Source organism: Kocuria palustris (genome assembly GCF_007666205.1).
Classification (GTDB): Bacteria; Actinomycetota; Actinomycetes; order Actinomycetales; family Micrococcaceae; genus Kocuria; species Kocuria palustris_A.
The window spans coordinates 304,199-323,949 of record NZ_VDOR01000003.1 but is presented as its reverse complement, the minus strand read 5'-3'; the positions used below and the strand labels follow the sequence as shown (position 1 = coordinate 323,949).

General features: G+C 73.2%; 11 protein-coding genes and 1 tRNA gene. 8 read left to right on the top strand and 4 right to left on the bottom strand.

The window, feature by feature from the left end; translation table 11 throughout:
- Positions 1 to 101: 101 nt before the first annotated feature.
- Together FSY66_RS05660 and FSY66_RS05655 are read left to right on the top strand one after the other, a co-directional pair.
- Positions 102 to 776 carry an MBL fold metallo-hydrolase gene (locus FSY66_RS05660; protein WP_144792053.1) on the top strand — a complete coding sequence of 225 codons (675 nt, stop codon included), beginning with the start codon at positions 102 to 104 and terminating at the stop codon, positions 774 to 776.
- A gap of 52 nt (positions 777 to 828) precedes the next feature.
- Entirely contained in the window at positions 829 to 1,257 is a 429-nt protein-coding gene (locus FSY66_RS05655) for an HIT family protein (RefSeq protein ID WP_144792051.1), read from the top strand.
- Positions 1,258 to 1,399: 142 nt separating this feature from the next.
- Here FSY66_RS05655 and hrpA read toward each other — a convergent pair whose 3' ends face one another.
- Entirely contained in the window at positions 1,400 to 5,572 is a 4,173-nt protein-coding gene (hrpA, locus tag FSY66_RS05650; protein ID WP_144792049.1) for an ATP-dependent RNA helicase HrpA, read from the bottom strand.
- Between the two features lie 103 nt (positions 5,573 to 5,675).
- Positions 5,676 to 6,524 (bottom strand): fructosamine kinase family protein, encoded by an 849-nt coding sequence (locus FSY66_RS05645; protein WP_144792046.1) that lies wholly within the window; start codon positions 6,522 to 6,524, stop codon positions 5,676 to 5,678.
- A gap of 89 nt (positions 6,525 to 6,613) precedes the next feature.
- Between FSY66_RS05645 and FSY66_RS05640 the strand changes: the two genes are divergently transcribed.
- Entirely contained in the window at positions 6,614 to 7,000 is a 387-nt protein-coding gene (locus tag FSY66_RS05640; RefSeq protein ID WP_144792044.1) for a hypothetical protein, read from the top strand.
- A gap of 104 nt (positions 7,001 to 7,104) precedes the next feature.
- Here FSY66_RS05640 and FSY66_RS05635 read toward each other — a convergent pair whose 3' ends face one another.
- A complete protein-coding gene (locus FSY66_RS05635; RefSeq protein ID WP_144792042.1) occupies positions 7,105 to 12,123 on the bottom strand; it encodes an LPXTG cell wall anchor domain-containing protein in 5,019 nt (1,672 codons plus the stop codon).
- Positions 12,124 to 12,386: 263 nt separating this feature from the next.
- Positions 12,387 to 12,459, bottom strand: a tRNA-Arg gene (locus FSY66_RS05630).
- 130 nt (positions 12,460 to 12,589) lie between these two features.
- Here FSY66_RS05630 and argS point away from each other — a divergent pair.
- The 5 genes from argS (at position 12,590) to thrB (ending at position 19,461) form a co-directional block, all read left to right on the top strand.
- A complete protein-coding gene (gene argS / locus FSY66_RS05625; protein ID WP_144792040.1) occupies positions 12,590 to 14,260 on the top strand; it encodes an arginine--tRNA ligase in 1,671 nt (556 codons plus the stop codon).
- Positions 14,261 to 14,262: 2 nt separating this feature from the next.
- Positions 14,263 to 15,840 carry a diaminopimelate decarboxylase gene (lysA, locus tag FSY66_RS05620; RefSeq protein WP_144792037.1) on the top strand — a complete coding sequence of 526 codons (1,578 nt, stop codon included), beginning with the start codon at positions 14,263 to 14,265 and terminating at the stop codon, positions 15,838 to 15,840.
- A 92-nt stretch (positions 15,841 to 15,932) separates the two neighbouring features.
- Complete coding sequence (locus FSY66_RS05615; protein WP_186304433.1) at positions 15,933 to 17,270, top strand: homoserine dehydrogenase; 1,338 nt, start codon at positions 15,933 to 15,935, stop codon at positions 17,268 to 17,270.
- A gap of 95 nt (positions 17,271 to 17,365) precedes the next feature.
- The gene (gene thrC / locus FSY66_RS05610) at positions 17,366 to 18,475 is read left to right on the top strand and encodes a threonine synthase (RefSeq protein WP_144792035.1); all 1,110 of its coding nucleotides are present in this window, start codon (positions 17,366 to 17,368) and stop codon (positions 18,473 to 18,475) included.
- A gap of 5 nt (positions 18,476 to 18,480) precedes the next feature.
- Positions 18,481 to 19,461 (top strand): homoserine kinase, encoded by a 981-nt coding sequence (gene thrB, locus FSY66_RS05605; protein WP_144792033.1) that lies wholly within the window; start codon positions 18,481 to 18,483, stop codon positions 19,459 to 19,461.
- The last annotated feature ends 290 nt before the right edge of the window (positions 19,462 to 19,751 follow it).

Genomic DNA, 19,751 nt, shown 5'->3' with positions numbered 1-19,751 from the left:
TGCGCGGACGGGCGAGATCAGTAGGCTGGGAGCCGAGCACCGGCAGCGCCGCGCCGCCGCGCGGCCGGACCGCCGGTGCAGGCACCCGTCAGGAGCGCATCGTGAAGCTGACCAAGTACACCCATTCCTGCGTCCGCCTCGAGATCGACGGCACCGTGCTGGTCATCGATCCGGGGACCTTCTCCGAGGTCGAGGAGGCCATGGCAGGCGCCGATCACCTGCTCATCACCCACACCCATCCGGACCACCTCGATCCGCAGCGGGTCCCCGCGCAGCTGCGCGATCGCCGCGACCTCCAGGTCTGGGCGCCGGGATCGGTGGCCGCCGACCTGCGCGGCCAGCTCGGCGAGGAGGCCGCGGACTCGCGGGGGCAGGCCCGCATCCACGACGTCGACGCCGAGACCGAGCTCGATCTCTCCGGCGTGCGCGTGCGGACCTTCGGCGGGCAGCACGCGCTGATCCACCCCCTGATCCGGACGGTCGACAACGTGGGCTACCTCATCGAGGAGACGGTCTACCACCCCGGCGACTCGCTCGTGATCCCGCACGGCATCACCCCGTCCACGGTGCTCGTGCCCCTGCACGCCCCGTGGTCCAAGATGGCGGAGGTCATCGACTTCCTCGTCGCCCTGCGGGCCGAGAAGGCCTACCCCATCCACGACGCGCTGCTCTCGGACAACGGATTCGGCATCGTGGAGAAGCAGGTCACCGCCTTCGCGGCCAAGTACGGCACCGAGTACATCCACCTGGACCCGGGCACCCGGGTCGAGGCCTGAGCCGACCGGCCCGGCTCGTTCCGCCCCGCACACCATCACCTAGGAGGACCCAGTGGCGACCATCTTCACCAGGATCATCGACGGAGAGATCCCCGGGCGCTTCGTGTGGAAGGACGACCAGTGCGTCGCCTTCCTCTCGGCCGACCCCCTGTCCGTCGGGCACACGCTCGTCGTGCCCCGCCAGGAGGTCGATCACTGGCTCGATCTCGACCCCGAGCTGGCCTCGCATCTCATGCTGGTCTCGCAGCGCGTCGGCCAGGCCCAGCGCGAGGTCTTCCGCCCCCGGCGCGTGGGCCAGATGATCCAGGGCTTCGAGGTCCCGCACTGCCACGTCCACGTGTGGCCCGTCTCCTCGATCGAGGACTTCGACTTCGCCAATGCCGATCACGATCCGGATCAGGCGGCCATGGACCAGGCGGCAGAGCGGATCCGCGAGGGCCTGCGCTCGGCCGGGCACGATCAGCACGTGCCGCAGGGCTGAGTCCGCCGCCCGGCACGAGGGGCCCCGACGATCTGCGGATCGTCGGGGCCCCTCGGTGCTCATGGCGGGCTCGGCCGTGCGCCCGCGGCGGCGGAGGGCGTCCCGGTGCAGGACATGCCGGCGGCCGACGGGGCGAGGGCGATCAGCGCGCCGCCGCTTCCTTGAGCGCGCGGCGCACCCGCTTGGCCGAGACCGTGTGGGAGGTGCCGAGCTCCTGAGCGAAGAGCGAGACCCTCAGCTCCTCGAGCTCCCACTCGATCTGCGCGAGCGACTCGGGGATCGGAAGGCCCTTCGGAACGGCGGCCGCAGCCTTGTCGAGGTCGTCCTCGATGGCCTGGACCTCGGTCATGTGCACGGCGTCGCGCTGGATGTTCGCGGTGCCCACGAGCTTGTCGATGCGCAGCTCCATGGCCTTCAGATAGCGCGGCAGATGCTGCAGATGAGCCCATCCCGTGCTGGTCACGAAGCCCGGCTCCACGAGCCGGTCGAGCTGCTCGCGGATGTCGGCGAAGGCGCTGACCGCCGCCATGGACGACGGCCGCTTGATCCGCTTGCGCACCGCGTTCGCCAGCGTGAGGACCTCCGCCACGAGCGCCGTGACGGAGAAGACCGTCTCGATCTGCTCGGCGCGCACCTCGTCGAAGAGCCGGTCGAACTCGGCCCTGGTCCACGGCGGCTCGGCCGGCACGAGCTTGTCCACCGCCGCGCGGGTGCAGTCCTGGATGAGCGCCTCGACGGAGCCGTGCGGGTTCTGGGTGAAGACGATCTTCTCCCGGTTGTCCAGATGGTCCGAGACGAAGCGCTGCGTGTTCGGCAGGCGGCGCTGCAGCAGCGAGATCGTGCCGGAGCGCTGAGCCGCGCGCTGGTCCTCCTGGGAGGAGAACACCCGGACATCGGCGGTCGGCTCGGCCGCGTCCGCCCCCGGGGAGGCCACGAGCGCCGGCCAGCCGGTGATGCGCTGGCCGGAGACGACCGTGTCGGCCTTCCGCGGCAGGTCCGCGGCCGGCCACTCGGTCAGGCCGTCGCGCTCCAGGGCCGGGCCCGACGGCTCGGGCCGCTTCCTCCGGCTTCGGCTCTTCCTCCCGTTCTCGGAGCCCCCGGCCGGCGGCTTCGGGACGGCGCCCGGGCCGGGGACGGGCAGGGCCCCGGCCGAGGTGCCCAGCGACTCCGCCAGCGCGGCGCGCACCTGATCCCGCAGGGCGACCTGCAGGTGCTCGAGGTCCTCCCCCTCGCCCAGGATGCGATTGCGGGCGTCGCGCACCTGGAAGTGCATCCTGAGGTGCTCGGGCACCGCGGACCAGTCCCATGAGCCCGGGGGGATCACGACGCCCTTGAGCTGACGCAGCGCCCGCTCGAGCGACTGCTCGAGGTCGTCCTCCTCGGGATCGGCCTCCGCGTCGAGCCATTCCACGGCGCGGCGGGCCACGTCGGGCGCCGGGACCACGCGCTTGCGCACCTGCTTGGGCAGCGAGCGGATCAGCGCGGTCACGAGCTCGGTGCGCAGGCCGGGGATCAGCCAGCGGAAGGGGCCGGGGCGCAGCTGATGCAGGAACAGCACCGGGACGCGCGCCGTCACGCCGTCGGCCTTGCGCCCGCGCGACGCGCCCCTGCCGCCGGGGTCCGGGGCGCCCGAGCCGGGGGCGAACGTGTAGTCGAGATCCAGGCTCAGCTCGCCGCCGTCGGTGCGCGCGGTCCACTGCCGCGGGAAGGCGGCGTCGTCCCAGGATCCCGCCTCCTCGTCGATGAGCTGCTCGGGATCGAAGTCGAGCAGATGCTCGTCCTCCCGGGAGGCCTTCTTCCACCACGTGTCGAAGTGGGTCTGGGACACCACCTCGGCGGGGACGCGGGCGTCGAAGAACTCGTAGAGGGCCTGGTCGTCGACGCGCAGGTCCTTGCGGCGCAGCCGGGACTCGAGCTGCTCGACCTCGGCGAGCCGCTTCCGGTTGCGCTGCACGAAGCGGTGGCGGGTCTGCCAGTCGCCCTCCACGAGGGCCTTCTGGAGGAAGATCTCGCGGGAGGCGACCGGGTCGATCCTCCAATAGCCCACCGGGCGGTCGGCGGCCAGCGGGACGCCGTAGAGGGTCGCGCGCTCCTTGGCCATGACCGCGCCCTGGCTGCGGGACCAGTGCGGCTCGGCGTACGTCCGCTTGACCAGGTCGCCGGCGACCTCCTCGATCCACTGCGGCTCCACCGCGGCGTTGACGCGGGCCCACAGCCGGGAGGTCTCCACGAGCTCGGCGGAGACGACGAAGTCGGGCTTCTTCCTGAACAGCGCCGAGCCCGGGAAGATCGCGAAGCGCGTGCCGCGGGCGCCCTGGTAGTCGCGCGTGCGCTCGTCGCGCAGGCCGATGTGGCTGAGCAGGCCGGCCAGCATGGACTTGTGCACGTCGTCGGCCTTGGCGGCGGGATCGATGTCGCGATCGCGCCCGACCTCGATCCCGACCGAGCGGCCCATCTGGCGCAGCTGCGCGTAGAGGTCCTGCCATTCGCGGATGCGCAGGAAGTTCAGGAACTCGCGCTGGACCGTCTTGCGGAACTGCGAGCTCGACAGCTGCTCCTGCTGCTCCTGGAGGTGCTGCCACAGCAGCAGGTAGCCCAGGAAGTCGGAGGTGGGGTCCTTGAAGCGGGCATGCAGCTCATCGGCCTGTGCCCGCTTCTCGAGCGGGCGCTCGCGGGGATCCTGGATGGTCAGCGCGGCGGCCAGGATCATGACCTCGCGGGCGCAGCCGCGGCGCTGCCCCTCCACGATCATCCGGCCCAGCCGGGGATCGACGGGCAGCGCGGCCAGCGTGCGCCCGGTGCGGGTCAGCGGGGAGCGGTCGCGGTCCTTCCCCCGCCCGCGACGCCCGCGCGAACCGCCGCGCCCGCGCGAGCCCCTGCCCGGGCGCTCATCGTCCCGGTGCTCGTCCCGGCTCCGGTCCTGTTCCCGGTCTGCGCGTCGGCCCGCGCGGGGCTCGGCGGAGCGCAGCGCCCCGAGCTCGCGCAGCAGCGCCACCCCGTCCTTGACGGCCCGCGACTCGGGGGGCTCCACGAACGGGAAGCGGCCGATGTCCTCGGGGGAGTGGACCACCCCGGCCGATGTCATCTGCAGGATGACCGAGGCCAGGTTGGTGCGCAGGATCTCCGGGTCGGTGAACTCCGGGCGGGACGAGTAGTCGTCCTCGGAGTACAGGCGGATGCAGATGCCGTCGGAGACGCGACCGCAGCGCCCGGCGCGCTGATTCGCCGACGCCTGCGAGATCCGCTCGATCGGCAGCCGCTGCACCTTGGTGCGCGTGGAGTAGCGGGAGATGCGCGCTGTCCCGGTGTCGATCACGTACTTGATGCCGGGCACGGTCAGGGATGTCTCGGCGACGTTCGTGGCCAGCACGATCCGCCGCGACGAGCCGCGGGAGAAGACCCGGTGCTGCTCGGCCATCGACAGCCGCCCGAACAGCGGCAGGACCTCCGTCCCGCGCAGCCGCGGCCGGTCCGCGACCAGGGACTCGAGGGCATCCTGCGCATCGCGGATCTCGCGCTCGCCGGAGAAGAAGATCAGGATGTCGCCGCGGTCCTCGCGGGACAGCTCGTCGACGGCATCGCACACGGCGTCCAAGGGGTCGCGGTCCTCGTCCTCGAGGCCGTCGTCGGTGTCCTCGTCGACCTCCTGCTCGGACTGCAGGGGGCGGTAGCGGATCTCGACCGGATAGGTGCGACCGGAGACCTCGATGATCGGCGCCGGCTCCGGGTCCGCGTCCTGGGGCGCGCCCGCGGGCAGCGGCTCGTGGAAATGGGCGGCGAAGCGCTCGGGGTCGATCGTGGCCGAGGTGATGATCAGCTTCAGATCCGGACGCCGCGGCAGGATCGTCTTGAGGTAGCCGAGCAGGAAGTCGATGTTCAGCGAGCGCTCGTGGGCCTCGTCCACGATGATCGCGGAGTACCGGGACAGCAATCGGTCGTGCTGGATCTCGGCCAGCAGGATGCCGTCGGTCATGAGCTTGATCCGCGAGTCCCGGCCCACCTCAGAGGTGAAGCGGACCTGGTAGCCGACCGTCTGGCCGATCTTCTCGCCCATCTCCTCGGCGATGCGCTCGGCGACCGAGCGCGCGGCGATGCGGCGGGGCTGGGTGTGCCCGATCATGCCGTCCTCGGCCAGGCCGAGCTCGAGGCACATCTTGGGGATCTGCGTGGTCTTGCCGGAGCCGGTCTCGCCCGCGATGACGACGACCTGGTGGTCGCGGATCGCGGCCTGGATGTCATCGCGTCGGCCCGAGACCGGGAGCTGCTCGGGGTAGACGATCCGGGGGCCGGTGCCCTCGCGCGCGGTGGTGGTCATATCCGGACCATTCTACGGGGAGGCGACGACGGCGCCGGAGACGCCGCCGCTGCCCCGTGCTGCACCGCCGGGGTCGCCGCCGACCGACAGCGCCCCGCCCCGGTCAGAGCAGCTCGAGCGCGGAGCGCGCGGCGCGGTCCGCGGCGCCCAGATAGGTCCCGCCGCGGGGCGGGTCGAAGAGCACGGCGTGGGCGATCAGCACGAAGAGCTGGTGCAGGCCCGTGCGCTCCCGCCAGCCGTCGCGCAGCGGGTGGGCCTCCTCGTAGCCGGCGATGATCTCCTCCAGATGCGGTGCGCCGAAGACCGAGAGGAAGGCGAGGTCCTGCTCGCGGTGGTCTCCGTGGGCGGCCGGGTCGATGAGCACCGCGCCTTCGCTGCTCCACAGGAGGTTGCCCGCCCACAGGTCCCCGTGGATGCGCGCCGGGCTGTCGCCGTCGTCGAACTGCCCGGCCTCGAGCGCCTCCACTGCGCCCTGGACGGCCTCCAGCTCCGCTGCGGCGACGCCGCGATCGCGCAGCATCTCGAGCATGGGCCGCACGCGCTGGCCGCCGTAGAAGGCCCCCCACGACTCGGTCGGCTCCAGAGTCACCTCGAGAGGCTGCTCGAGCGGGCCGAACCAGCCGCTGCGCCAGCCGTCGGAGGGCGCCGGCCGGGTCCAGCCGGAGCTCGCGGCCGGGACCGGGGGCGCGGCGCCGAAGCCGTCGGCGCCGAGGTCGTGGGTCCGGGCAAGTGCCCGGCCGAACTCCCGAGCGGCCTCGGGCGCGGGGCGCGCGGTGTCGACGCGGGTCAGCTCCAGGAAATCCGCGCCCACGTCGTGGACGCCGGCGCAGCGGACCGGGCCCTCGTCGAGCCACAGCAGCCCGGCGGCCTCGAGGGCGAAGACCCCGGGGCTCGAGCCGTCCGACGACTTGCGGTGGATGTGCTGCTCAGGGTGCCGGTGCTCTCGGGTCATGACACGAGTGTGGCGGCATTAGGCTGGCATCGCACGCGGCGAGGCCCGCGCGCACCCGTCGTCGATCGCCATCATCAGGGGCCGCCTCCATGTCCAGCACGCCGCAGCAGCGAGCCCGCCGGCGCCGCCTCGCGAGCCTCCTGGCCGTCATCGGCATCATGGGCCTGTTCCTGGCCACCTGGGCCGTGCCCGAGGGCATCATCCACTGGGCGCGGGCCACCGCCGATGAGGCACCGGTCCCGCTGTCCCCCCGCGGCTGGTTCGCGATCATCTCCGGGCCGATCGCGCTCGTGGTCGGCGGAGTCCTGAGCATCGCGGCGTTCCAGCTGGCGCGCAGCAGTCGCGAGCCGCGGACCGACGAGGATCGGGAGCTCGACGAGCAGTGGGGCGACGAGGCCATGCTCGACTTCGACCCGGCCGAGTTCAACCGCGGCCACCGCTCGGCGCGGCTGCAGGAGCGGGATCGCTGGAGCTGAGCCGTTCCTGACCGCTGTGCGGTCCTGGGCTGCCGGTTCGCCGTGCGGGGACGCAGGACGAGGTCCGCTGCCAGGGGCGCGCTCCGCGAAGCGCGCCCCTCGGCTCAGGAGTCCCGCCGACGCAGCTTCGCCGCGCCCACCAGGCCCGCACCGGCCAGCAGGAGGGCGCCGCCGGCGATCACCAGGGTCCCGTTCGAGAACCCTGTGTGCGGCAGCTGCTCGCCCCACCACTGCTCGGCGGGGGACTGCTCGCCCTCCGCGGCCGCGGTGCCGCCGGACGCACCCTGCTGCTCAGGATCCGCCGGCTCGGCCGGTCCTGCCGCATCGTCGCCGGATCCGCCGCCGTCGCCCGAGCCGCCCCCCGCGCCGCTGACGGGGGCTTCGGTCTCCGGATCGCGCGCGGCCGAGGGACCGGTCGCAGGAGGCTGCTCCTCCGTCGGGCGGTCGGACGTCCCGTCTCCCGGGTCCTGGTCGCGGTCGGGTGCGCCGGCGGGGTCAGGGGCGGGCTGACGGGGATCCGTCCCCGGGCCGGCGGGCAGGGCGACCGGCGGAGCGTCCGTCGGCTGCTCGGTCGGATCCGTCGTCGGCTGATCCGTGGGCCCGTCCGTCGGCTCCCCGGTGGGTTCCTCCGTGGGGTCGCTGGTGGGCTCGGCGCTCGGCTCGTCCGTGGGCTCCTCGGTCGGCTCCGGAGTGGGCTCCTCCGTGGGGCCCCCGGTCGGCTCGTCGGTGGGCGTCGCGGTGGGCTCCTCGGTCGGGGTCGGCTCCGCGGTGGGCTCATCCGTGGGGGTGGGCACCGGAGTCGGCTCTGCCGTGGGCTCGTCCGTGGGTGTCGGCTCTGGGGTGGGCTCATCCGTGGGCGTCGGCTCCGCGGTGGGTTCACCCGTGGGCGTGGGCTCCGGTGTGGGCTCGTCCGTGGGAGTGGGCTCCGGAGTCGGCTCGTCCGTCGGCGTCGGCGTGGGCTCTTCGGTCGGCGTCGGCTCCGCGGTGGGCTCATCCGTGGGCGTGGGCTCCGGTGTGGGCTCGTCGGTCGGAGTCGGTGTCGGCTCCGGTGTGGGATCGTCCGTGGGAGTGGGCTCCGGAGTCGGCTCGTCCGTCGGCGTCGGCGTGGGCTCCTCGGTCGGGGTCGGCTCCGCGGTGGGCTCATCCGTGGGCGTGGGCTCCGGAGTCGGCTCGTCCGTCGGCGTCGGCTCCGCGGTGGGGTCGTCCGTGGGAGTGGGCTCCGGAGTCGGCTCGTCCGTCGGGGTCGGCTCCGCGGTGGGCTCATCCGTGGGCGTGGGCTCCGGTGTGGGGTCGTCCGTGGGAGTGGGGTCCGGGGTCGGGTCGTCCGTGGGGGTGGGTGTCGGGGTGGGCTCCGGGGTCGGCTCGACGGGCACATCGGCAGCCGTGACGATGGTCTGGTCGACGCCCGGGACGTTCTGCCCGTCGGGGCCGGCGATCGTCGCGGTGAGGGTGGACCCGCCCGGCACGGCGTCGTCGGGCCAGGTCAGGTCCACGATGGCGCTGCCGGTGTGGTCGGTGGTGACGGTGACCTGGGTGAGCTGTCCGTCGGGGCCCGTCACGGTCACGGTGTACTCGGTGTCGGGGATCAACCCCGTGTACTCGATGGTCCAGGGGTTCGATGCGCTGCCCTGGTCGTCGCCGATCGAGATCGTGCGCGAGTGCGGATCGGCCGCTGCGACGGCGTCGGTGATGAGGGCCTGGTACAGGCTCCCCAGGGGCGTGCCGTCGCGGCTGACCTCGGCCGACAGCCCGGTTCCGGGCGGGACGGCGCCGGCAGGCCAGCTGAGCCGAGCGGTGCCGCTGCCCGCGGCATCGGTCGTGAAGGTCGTCTCGGTCACCTGGCCGCCCGGGCCGCGGACGGCCACGGTGTACTCCGTGTTCGGCATCAGGTCGGTGTACTCGATCGTCCACGGATTGGCCTCGCTGCCCTGCCCGGCGCCCTGCGACGAGGTCCGCGCGGTCGGGGTGGTCTGCGTCTGATCCAGCTCCGGGACGTCCTGGCCGTCGGGGCCGACGAGGACGGCGCTGAGCTCGGTGCCGCCCGGCACGTCCCCGGGCCACTCGAGGCTCACGCTGCTGCTGCCGGTGCCGTCCGTCGTGAAGGACGTGGTGCTCAGGGCGCCGTCCGGGCCGCGGACCTCCACCGTGTACTGCGTGTCGGGATCGAGTCCGGTGTAGTCGATGGTCCAGGGGCTCTGGGCCGTGCCCTGCCCGTCGCCGGTCGAGGTGGTGACGGCGGCGGGGTCGGCCGGCAGATGCAGGTCCTGCGTGAGCGTCTCGAGGGCCGTGGCGTCGCGGCTGATCACGGCGCGGACATCGGAGCCGGGGGCGACGGCGCCGCGCGGCCAGCTCAGCCGCGCGGTGCCGCTGCCGGCGGCGTCGGTCGTGAAGCTCACCCGGGTGGCCTCGCCGTCGGGCCCCTCGACGGCCACGGTGTACTCCGTGTCCGGGGCCAGGCCCGTGTAGTCGATGGTCCACGGGTTCGACGCGCGGCCCTGGTCCCTTCCTTGGGAGGTGGTCCGGGCGGAGGGGGTCGTCTGCGTCTCGTCGAGCGCGGGCAGGGCGGCGCCGTCGGGGCCGGTGATCGCGGCCGTGAGCTGGGTGCCGTGGGGGACCCCGGAGGGCCACGTCAGGTCCACGCTGCCGTCGCCGGCCCCGTCCGTGGTGAACGTCCGGGAGCCGAGCTGGCCGTCGGGGCCGCGGACGGCCACGGTGTACTCGGTGTTCGGCGCCAGCCCCGTGTAGTCGATGCTCCAGGGACTCTCGGGGGTGCCCTGCCCGTCGCCGGTGGCCGTGGTGGTCGAGGTCGCATCGGGCGCCGGCGGGTCCGTCGTGAGCTGCTGGTCGATGCCGATCAGCGGCGCGCCGTCGGGCCCGGCCACGACCGCCGTGAGCTGGGTGCTTCCCGGAACGGCTCCCTCCGGCCAGGTGATGCGCGCCGTGCCGTTGCCGGAGCCGTCGGTCGTGAAGGTGACCCGGGTGAGCTCGCCGTCGGGACCGGTGACGGTCACGGTGTACTCGGTGTTCGGGTCCAGCCGGGAGTAGTCGATCGTCCAGGGGTTGGCCTCGCTGCCCTGGTCCTCCCCGGTCGACGTCGTCCGCGACGACGGGGCGGTGGTCGTGGTGGACAGGGACGGGGCGTCCTGGCCGTTCACGGTGACGGTGATGGGCAGCTCCGCGCCGTTGGAGGCGTGGTCCCAGGTCAGGGGGACGGTCACGGTGCCGTCCTCGCCCACGGTCGCGGTGACCGGATAGGTGTGCTCTGCGCCGTCGTCGGAGCGATCGGCGGGGACGGTCACGGTCACGGTCACCTCCGCGCCGGGCTCGAGGTTCGAGATCTGCTGGACGAACGGATCGCGCGCGGTCCCGGTGCCGGGCGTGACGATCCGGGTGATCGGGGTCGTGAGGCTCTGCTCCACTCCGGGCACCTGGACGCCGTCCTGGGTCAGCTCGGCGCGCAGCTGCGTCCCGGGTGCGACCGATCCCTCGGGCCACGTCACGTCGACGTCGGCGGTGCCGTCGTCGCCGGCCGTGAAGGTCAGGGGGTCCAGCCGCGTGCCGTCGGGCAGCACGGGCGTCACGGCGTACTCGGCGCCGGGGATCAGGCCGGTGTAGCTGATCTCCCACGGGCTCTGTGCAGTGCCCAGCCCGGACCCGGTGGACGTCGTCCTCGAGGACGCAGTGGTGACCTCGCCGTCGAAGGCGCTCACCCGGGTGGGGTCCGTGCGTCCCGGCGTCTCGGGCGTGCCGTCGCCGTCGACGTCCGCGCCGGCCGCGTCGTGGGCCACGCTCACCCGCACGGGCAGGGTCGAGCCCCCGGTCGCCCCGCTCCAGGTCAGCGGCACCGTGGCCACGCCGTTCCCGTCGGCCACGGCGGTGGTCGTGTACGTGTGCTCCTGGCCGTCCTCGGACTGCGAGGCCGGCACGGTGACGGTGGCCTCGATCCGGTCGCCGGGGACCAGGCCCCGGTACGTGTTGACCCACGGGCTGGCCTCGGTGCCGGCGCCGGATCGGGTGTGCTCCCAGGACGGGGTCTCGATCCGCAGCCCCGACAGCTCCCGGTCGAGGAAGGACGAGGTGGTCAGCTGGCCGGAGGCGTCGGTCGTCAGCTTGAGGAAGCTGACCTCGGGCTGCAGGACGACGCCGGGCCGGGCCGCGGTCCAGCGCAGGGGGATCTCGGCCGTGCCGTCCGCGCCCACCCTGACGTTCGTGGTGTAGCTCGAATCCGTGCCGGAGACGGCCTGATCGGCGGGGATCGGGACCCGCACCGACACGGTCTCGCCGGGGACCAGGTCGCGCAGGCGATAGACGTACGGGTCCTCGTCGGTCCCGAGCCCGGGGGAGTAGTCGATCTTGGGGTTGACGCGCGTGCCGTAGAGCAGGGCGGAGGCGTAGGCCTGCGTGCCGTTCACGTACCCGTGCCCCTGGAAGGTGAGCATCATGCGCGACTCCGCCGGGATGACCGGGAAGTCGTAGGTGTAGGTCACGGTGCCGTCGGCGTTCTGCGCCCGCCGGGGCGTGGGGACCGCCGGTGTCGAGGTCGAGGTGAGCTGGGTCCCGTAATGGGCTGCCACGACGGCCGCCTCGTTGGCGATGAACAGGCGCGGAGCCGACGAGGTCGAGGGGCTGTCCGAGCCTGCGGGCAGGGTCACGGTCAGGGTGGCGTCGCGGACCTCGCGGTAGACGGCCACCGGGATCCGATACGTGGTGTTCGCTCCGCCGCCGAAGTGCTGGACCTGGAGCATGTTCTCGGAGTCGTTCGGGGTGACGCCGTAGGTGAAGCCGTTCGAGGTCCAGTTCGGCTGCGACTTGTCCACGACCGCTGACGCGAAGGTGCACGTGGTGTCGCCGTTCGTGAACGCACCGCTGGCGAACGTCGAGTACTGCTTGGGGTCCGGGCTGTTCGCGGGGACGTTGCAGTCCGCCGGCAGCGAGGCGATCGACGTGTACGGGCCGTCGGCGAATCCGGGCGCCACCGCTGCCGGGAGCAGGCAGGCCAGGGCCAGGGACCCCGCCGCGATCTTCCGCGCGGTCCTGCGGGGCGCGGGGCTCGAGGGCCGTCGCCAGGACGCGGTCGTCGAGGCGGACGAGGACGACGAGGGGGTGCTGCCGGTGCTGCGCATGGGGGTGATGCTCCAGGGGCCAGGCCGTCTCCGGAGCGGAGGCGGCACGGGGTCCGGCTCAGGCGCCGCGCGGCGCCGAGCCGGGTCGACTGCCTCAAAATAGGCCGAAAACTCCGCTGGCGGATGAAATCGCAAGAAGATGCGCAATTGTTGCCGAGATGGGGCGGCGGGAGATGCCCGCGCCCGGCGGCGAGGGCCGACAGCGCCCATGCAGAAGGCCCCCGGGGCCGTCTGGCGACGGGCCCGGGGGCCTTGGAGGGAGGTGCCCGAGATAGGATTCGAACCTACGACTTCCTGCTCCGGAGGCAGGCGCTCTATCCCCTGAGCTACTCGGGCGGGGGCCGACGACGCAGGCGCAGGGCCGCGATCGACCCGTCGACTCTATCACCACGCGCGCCGTGCGGCGCACGCGGCCCGGCTGCCCGGGCGGATCGGCCGCCGCCGGGGCCGCAGGTACACTGACCCGGTGACTCCCGAAGAACTCTCCGCCGCCCTGTCCGCCGGTCTCGAGCAGGCCGTCTCCTCGGGGGAGCTCACCCTCGCCGAGGACGCGCAGCTTCCTGAGGTGAAGGTCGAGCGGCCCAAGAGCCGAGAGCACGGGGACTGGGCCACGAACGTCGCCATGCAGCTGACCAAGAAGCTCGGCCTGCCGCCGCGGGAGGTCGCCGGCATCCTGAGGCCCCGCCTCGAGCAGATCGACGGGATCGCCTCGGTCGAGATCGCCGGGCCCGGGTTCCTCAACATCGTCCTGGACGCCGCCGCCGCCGGCGAGCTCGCGCGCACCGTCGTGGAGGCCGGCCGGGACTACGGCCGCGGCGAGGCCATGAAGGGGCAGAGCATCAACCTGGAGTTCGTCTCCGCGAACCCCACGGGCCCGATCCACCTGGGCGGCACCCGCTGGGCTGCGGTCGGCGATGCCCTGGCCCGCGTCTTCGAGGCCCAGGCCGCCGAGGTCACCCGGGAGTACTACTTCAACGACCACGGCGCCCAGATCGACCGGTTCGCCCGCTCCCTGCTGGCCCGCGCGAAGGGCGAGCCCGCCCCGGAGGACGGCTACGGCGGCGAGTACATCTCGGACATCGCCCAGCGCGTCCTGGCCGCGGACCCCGGGGCGCTGGACTCGGCGGATCCGCAGGAGGCGTTCCGCGCCGCCGGCGTCGAGTTCATGTTCGGGGACATCAAGGAGTCGCTGCACGAGTTCGGCGTCGACTTCGACGTCTGGTTCCACGAGGACTCCCTGTTCCAGGACGGCTCCGTCGAGCAGCTGCTCGAGCAGCTCAAGGGCAGCGACGCGCTGTACTTCGCCGACGGCGCCTGGTGGATCCGCTCGAGCGATCACGGCGACGACAAGGACCGCGTGGTCGTCAAGTCGGACGGCGACGCCGCCTACATCGCCGGCGACATCGCCTACTACCGCAGCAAGCGCGAGCGCGGCGCCGACCTGTGCCTCTATCTGCTCGGGGCCGATCACCACGGCTACGTCGCCCGCCTCAAGGCCGTCGCCGCGAGCCTGGGCGACTCCCCGGACCGGGTCGAGGTCATGATCGGGCAGATGGTCAATCTCGTGCGGGACGGGGCGGCCGTGCGCATGTCCAAGCGCGCCGGGACGGTCGTCACCATGGAGGACCTCGTCGAGGCCGTCGGCGTGGACGCCGCGCGGTACTCGCTGACCCGGTACTCGATCGACTCGAACATCGACATCGACCTGGACCTGCTGACCAGGCGCTCGAACGAGAACCCCGTGTTCTACGTCCAGTACGCCCACGCCCGCACGTGCGCGGTCGGGCGCAACGCCGAGGCCGTGGGCGTGTCCCGGACCGCCGAGGACGACGCAGCGTCCTTCGACGCCTCCCTGCTCTCGCACGAGACCGAGACCGAGCTGCTGGCCGGGCTGGGCCAGTACCCGCGGGTCGTGGCCGAGGCCGCCCAGCTGCGCGAGCCCCACCGCGTGGCCCGCCACCTCGAGGCCCTGGCCGGGTCCTACCACCGCTGGTACTCGGCCTGCCGCGTCACCCCCCAGGGCGACGAGCAGATCACCGACACCCATCGCACCCGCCTGTGGCTCAACGACGCCACGCGCCAGGTCCTGGCCAACGGCCTGGACCTGCTGGGCGTCAGCGCCCCGGAGAGGATGTGAGCATGACGCACGACAGCACCGAGGATCCCGATCAGGTCGAGGACGTCGTGACCACGGGCTTCCGCCTGCAGCCGGTCCCGCTGCTCGAGCCCGCCCGGCAGGAGGACATCCACACCGGCCCCAGCCCGCTGGCCCCGCAATGGCTCGAGATCCCGCAGGACTGGGCCCAGCTCGACCCCGTCATCTGGCCCGAGCAGTTCGGCCGGGACGAGGACGGCACCCTGACCGTCTCGGGGATGCCCGTCACGGCCCTGGCCGAGACCTACGGCACGGCCCTGTACGTCGTCTCGGAGGACGCCTTCCGCGAGCGCGCCGCGCAGTTCCGCCGCTCCTTCGAGGAGGCCTTCGCCCGGATCGGCGCCGAGGTGTCGGTGTACTACGCGGGCAAGGCCATGCTGACCCCCGAGATCGCCCGCTGGGTGCAGGAGGAGGGTCTGCGCCTGGACACCTCCTCCGGCGGCGAGATGGCCGCCGGTCTGCGCGGCGGCATGCCCCCCGAGCGCATGGCGCTGCACGGCAACAACAAGTCCGCCGCGGAGATCACCATGGCGCTCGACGCCGGCGTGGGCCGCATCGTCGTGGACTCCCTCCAGGAGATCGAGCTCGTCGGCCGCCTGGCCCGCACGCTGGGGGTCAGGGCCCCCGTGATGATCCGGGTGACCCCGGGGATCCACGCCGAGACCCACGAGTTCATCGCGACCGCGCACGAGGACCAGAAGTTCGGCCTGTCCATGGCCGCCGACGGCGGCGAGTCCCCGGCGCTGCATGCCGTGAGCGCCTGCGTGGCCCACCCGGACATCGAGCTGACCGGCCTCCACTGCCACATCGGCTCCCAGATCTTCGACGCCGACGGCTTCGCCCAGGCCGCCGATCGCGTCCTCGGCCTGATGGCGGAGATCTCGACGCGCTTCGGCGTGCGCCTGCCGCAGCTGGACCTCGGCGGCGGCCACGGCATCGCCTACACGGCGGCGGACACGCCCCGCTCCGCCGCGGCGATCGCCGAGGACATCGCCGGCGCGGTGCAGTCCTCCTGCGCCCGCCTGGGCCTGGACGTCCCGCACGTGTCCTTCGAGCCGGGGCGCTCGATCGCCGGGCCGGCAGGGATCAGCCTCTACACGGTCGGGACCTGCAAGTCGGTGCCGGTCGGGGACGGGCTGCGCCGTCGCTACATCTCGGTCGACGGCGGCATGTCCGACAACGCCCGCCCCGTGCTCTACGGCGCGGACTACTCGGTCGTCGTGGCGGATCGGGCGCACGAGCACCGCGGCGAGGCCGCGGCGCTGTCGCGCGTGGTCGGCAAGCACTGCGAGTCCGGCGACATCCTGGTCCACAGCGCGTACCTGCCCGAGGGCGTGCGCGCGGGGGACCTGCTGGCCGTGCCCGCGACCGGGGCCTACTGCTGGGCCCTGTCGAGCAACTACAACTGGCTCCCTCGCCCTGCCGTGGTCGCGGTGCGCACCGCGGACGGCCGCCCCGAGGCCCGCATCATCGTGCGCCGCGAGACCGAGGACGACCTCTTCGCCCGCGACGTCTCCCAGGATCCCGAGGGCTCCCGGCCGCTGCGCCTCGAGGCCCGCTGACGCGCAGCGGCGCGCCGCCCTGGGACGGCGCGCCGCGGCCGTCGCCCCCCGTCCCACCGCCCGCCCCGACCCCATTCGTCTGGAGCACATCCGTGTCAGTCACCCCTTCCGCCGCCCCCGACGTGCGATCCGACGTCGTGCGCATCGCCCTGCTCGGCGCCGGCAACGTCGGCGCCGAGGTGGCTCGCATCCTGCTGGAGCAGTCCGAGGAGCTCGGCCGGCGCATCGGCGCCCGCCCGGAGCTGATCGGGATCGCCGTGCGCGACACCTCGGCCCCCCGCACCGTCGACCTGCCGCAGGAGCTGCTGACCACCGATGCCGACGCCCTGATCGAGGCGGCCGACGCGGTCGTGGAGCTCACGGGCGGGATCGAGCCGGCGCGCACCCGCATCCTGCGCGCCCTGGAGGCGGGCAAGCCCGTCGTCAGCGGCAACAAGGCGCTGCTGGCCCGCCACGGCGCCGAGCTGCACGCGGCCGCCGACGCGGGGCGGACCACCCTGAGCTACGAGGCCGCCGTCGCCGGGGCGATCCCGATCGTGCGCCCGGTCCTGGAGTCGCTGTCCGGGGACCGGATCAATCGCGTGCTCGGCATCATGAACGGCACGACCAACTACATCCTCGACCAGATGGACACCACGGGCGCCACGTTCGACGACGCCCTGGCCGAGGCGCAGCGCCTGGGCTTCGCCGAGGCCGATCCGACCGCCGACGTCGAGGGCCACGACGCCGCCTCCAAGGTCGCCATCCTGGGCGGGCTGGCCTTCCACTCGTCGTACACGTTCGACGACGTGTACTGCCGGGGCATCCGCGGCATCACCGCCGCCGACGTCGAGGCCGCGCGCTCGGCAGGCTTCGTGATCAAGCTGCTCGGGGTGGCCGAGAAGGTCTCCTCCGGGGTCAACCTGCGCGTGGTGCCCACCATGATCCCCCGCAGCCATCCGCTGGCCAGCGTCCGCGGCGGGTACAACGCGGTGTTCGTGGAGGCGGAGGGCGCCGAGGAGCTCATGTTCTACGGCCCCGGCGCCGGCGGCGGTCCGACCGCCTCGGCCGTGCTCGGCGACCTGGTCTCCGCCCTGCGCCGCGTGGTCGCGGGCGGCCCCGGCATCGGCCCGGCCGTGCACGCCGACCTGCCGGCCACCGGCGTCGACGACGTCCTGACCAGCTTCTCCCTCACGCTGCTGTGTCCGGACCAGACCGGCGTCCTGGCGGCCGTGGCCGGGGTCTTCGCCGAGCACGGGGTCTCCGTGTCGACCATGCGCCAGGACGACGTGCCGAACGACCCCGACCGCCCCGGCGAGGAGCTGGCCCAGATCCGGATCGTGACCCATCGGGCCCGCAATGCGGATCTGGTCCGCACCGTCGAGGCGGTCCGGGAGCTCGATGCCGTCTACGATCTCTCCGGTCTCATCCGCGTCGAGACCGCGGACTGAGCCGGACCGGACCGTCCCGCAGGACCGGGCGGCCCCGGAAGCGGTCCGCCCGCGACAGCCCAGAGGAACCCGCAGCGAATCGAGGAGCATCAGCAATGGCACACCAGTGGCAGGGCGTCATCAACGAGTACCGCGACCGCCTCCCGGTCACCGACGCGACGCCCGTGGTCACCATGGGCGAGGGCGGCACGCCGCTGATCCGCGCCCGGGCGCTGTCCGAGCTGACCGGATGCGACGTGCGGGTGAAGTTCGAGGGCATGAACCCGACGGGCTCCTTCAAGGACCGGGGCATGACCATGGCCATCACGAAGGCCAAGGAGGAGGGCGCCGAGGCCGTCGTGTGCGCCTCGACGGGCAACACCTCGGCCTCCGCCGCGGCCTATGCGAAGCAGGCGGGGCTGCGCTGCGCCGTCCTGGTCCCCGAGGGCAGGATCTCGATGGGCAAGATGGCCCAGGCCGTGGCCCACGGCGCCGACATCATCCAGATCACCGGCAACTTCGACAACTGCCTCGAGGTCGCCCGCAAGCTCTCCGAGTCCTACCCCGTGTTCCTGGTCAACTCGGTGAACCCGTACCGCATCCAGGGGCAGAAGACGGGCGCGTTCGAGGTCGTCGACGCCCTGGGCGACGCCCCGGACCTGCACATCCTGCCGGTGGGCAACGCCGGCAACATCACGGCCTACTGGAAGGGCTACCAGGAGTACGCCGCGCCGTTCACGGCCGAGGACGGCACGGTCCTGCAGCCCGTCGCCACGAGGACCCCGGCCATGTGGGGCTTCCAGGCCGAGGGGGCCGCGCCCCTGGTCGCCGGGCACCCGATCGACGACCCCGACACCGTGGCCACCGCGATCCGCATCGGCAATCCGGCCTCGTGGGACACGGCCGTCGCCGCGCGCGACGAGTCCGGCGGGCTGATCGAGTCCGTCACCGACACGGAGATCATCGCCGCTCAGCGCTTCCTGTCCTCGAGGGACGGCGTGTTCGTCGAGCCGGGCTCGGCCGCCGGCGTGGCGGGGCTGATCAACAAGCACGAGCAGGGGCAGGTGCCCTCCGGGGCCCGGATCGTGATCACCGTGACCGGCCACGGCCTCAAGGACCCGCAGTGGGCGGTCAAGGGCGCCGAGGCGGAGGATCCGCACGCCACGGAGCCCGTGCGCGTCGACTTCGACGTCGTCTCCGTGGCTGCGGCCCTGGGCCTGGAGTGAGCCCGGTGGCGCAGAACCTCGACTGGCGCGACGTCCTGGTCCCGGGGCGGTCGGTCTCGGTCAGCGTCCCGGCCTCGACCGGCAACGTCGGGCCGGGCTTCGACAGCCTGGGCCTGGCCCTCGAGCACCGCGACACCGTCGAGCTCACCGTCCTCGCCTCGGGCCTGGAGTTCGAGCTGCAGGGCGAGGGCTCCGAGTCCGTGCCGCGCACCGAGGACCACCTGCTCGTCCGCTCGGTGCGCGCGGCGTGGACGGCGGCGGGGCTCGCGGATCAGCCGGGCATGCGCATCGCAGCCCGCAACCGCGTCCCGCACGGCCGGGGCATGGGCTCCTCCGCCGCGTGCGCCGTCGCCGGCGTCGTGGCGGGCAACGCCCTGCTGGCCGAGGGCCATCGGCTCGACGACGACGGCGTCTTCCAGGTCAGCGCGAGCATGGAGGGCCATCCCGACAACGTGGCCCCGGCGCTGCACGGCGGCCTGACCATCTCCTGGGGCGAGCCCGGGGCATGGCGCACGGCGCCCGTCGACGTCCTGGACGAGATCGTCCCGATCGTGGCGATCCCCAACTACGAGGTGTCGACGGCGCTGGCGCGCTCGCTGCTGCCCGAGACCGTCGCCCACCGGGATGCCGCTCGCAACGCCGGGCGCGCCGCTCTGCTCGTGGAGGCGATGACCCGTCGCCCCGAGCACCTGCACGCCGCGACCGCCGACAGCCTCCATCAGCCCTTCCGCGCCCCGGCCATGCCGCCGAGCGCGGCGCTCGTGTCCGCCCTGCGCGAGCGCGGCCATGCCGCGCTCATCTCCGGCGCGGGACCCACGGTCCTCGTGCTGGCGGCCTCCGCCGCCGAGGCCGACGCCGTCGAGGCGGCCATCGCCGAGCCGGCCGCCGGGCAGGACCGCAGCGGCGAGCACATCACCTGGCGTGTTCTGCGTCTGACGGTGCCGGAGCAGGGTGCTACCCTGAGCATGCACCCGCACAGCATCTAGGGTGCATCCGGGCGTTCGAGCCCGACCCGACGAGCCCCAGGCCCGTCGGCGGTCCTCGATCTCCTCGCCCGATCCGACGCAGGCCCCCGCCCTCAGCGGCAGGGCGGCTCGTCGAGCTCCGACGCGACTGCCTCCGGTCTGCCCTGTGCGCATGCCATCGGGCGTCGCAGGGGCCCAGGGGAGACGTCGTCGGAAGCGATCGCGGCCATCTGATGCGCGCGATCAGGCCCGCAGCTCGCGGCCCACCATCTTGCACACGAGGTCCGGCGTCTGAGTGCCGTGGCCTCCCC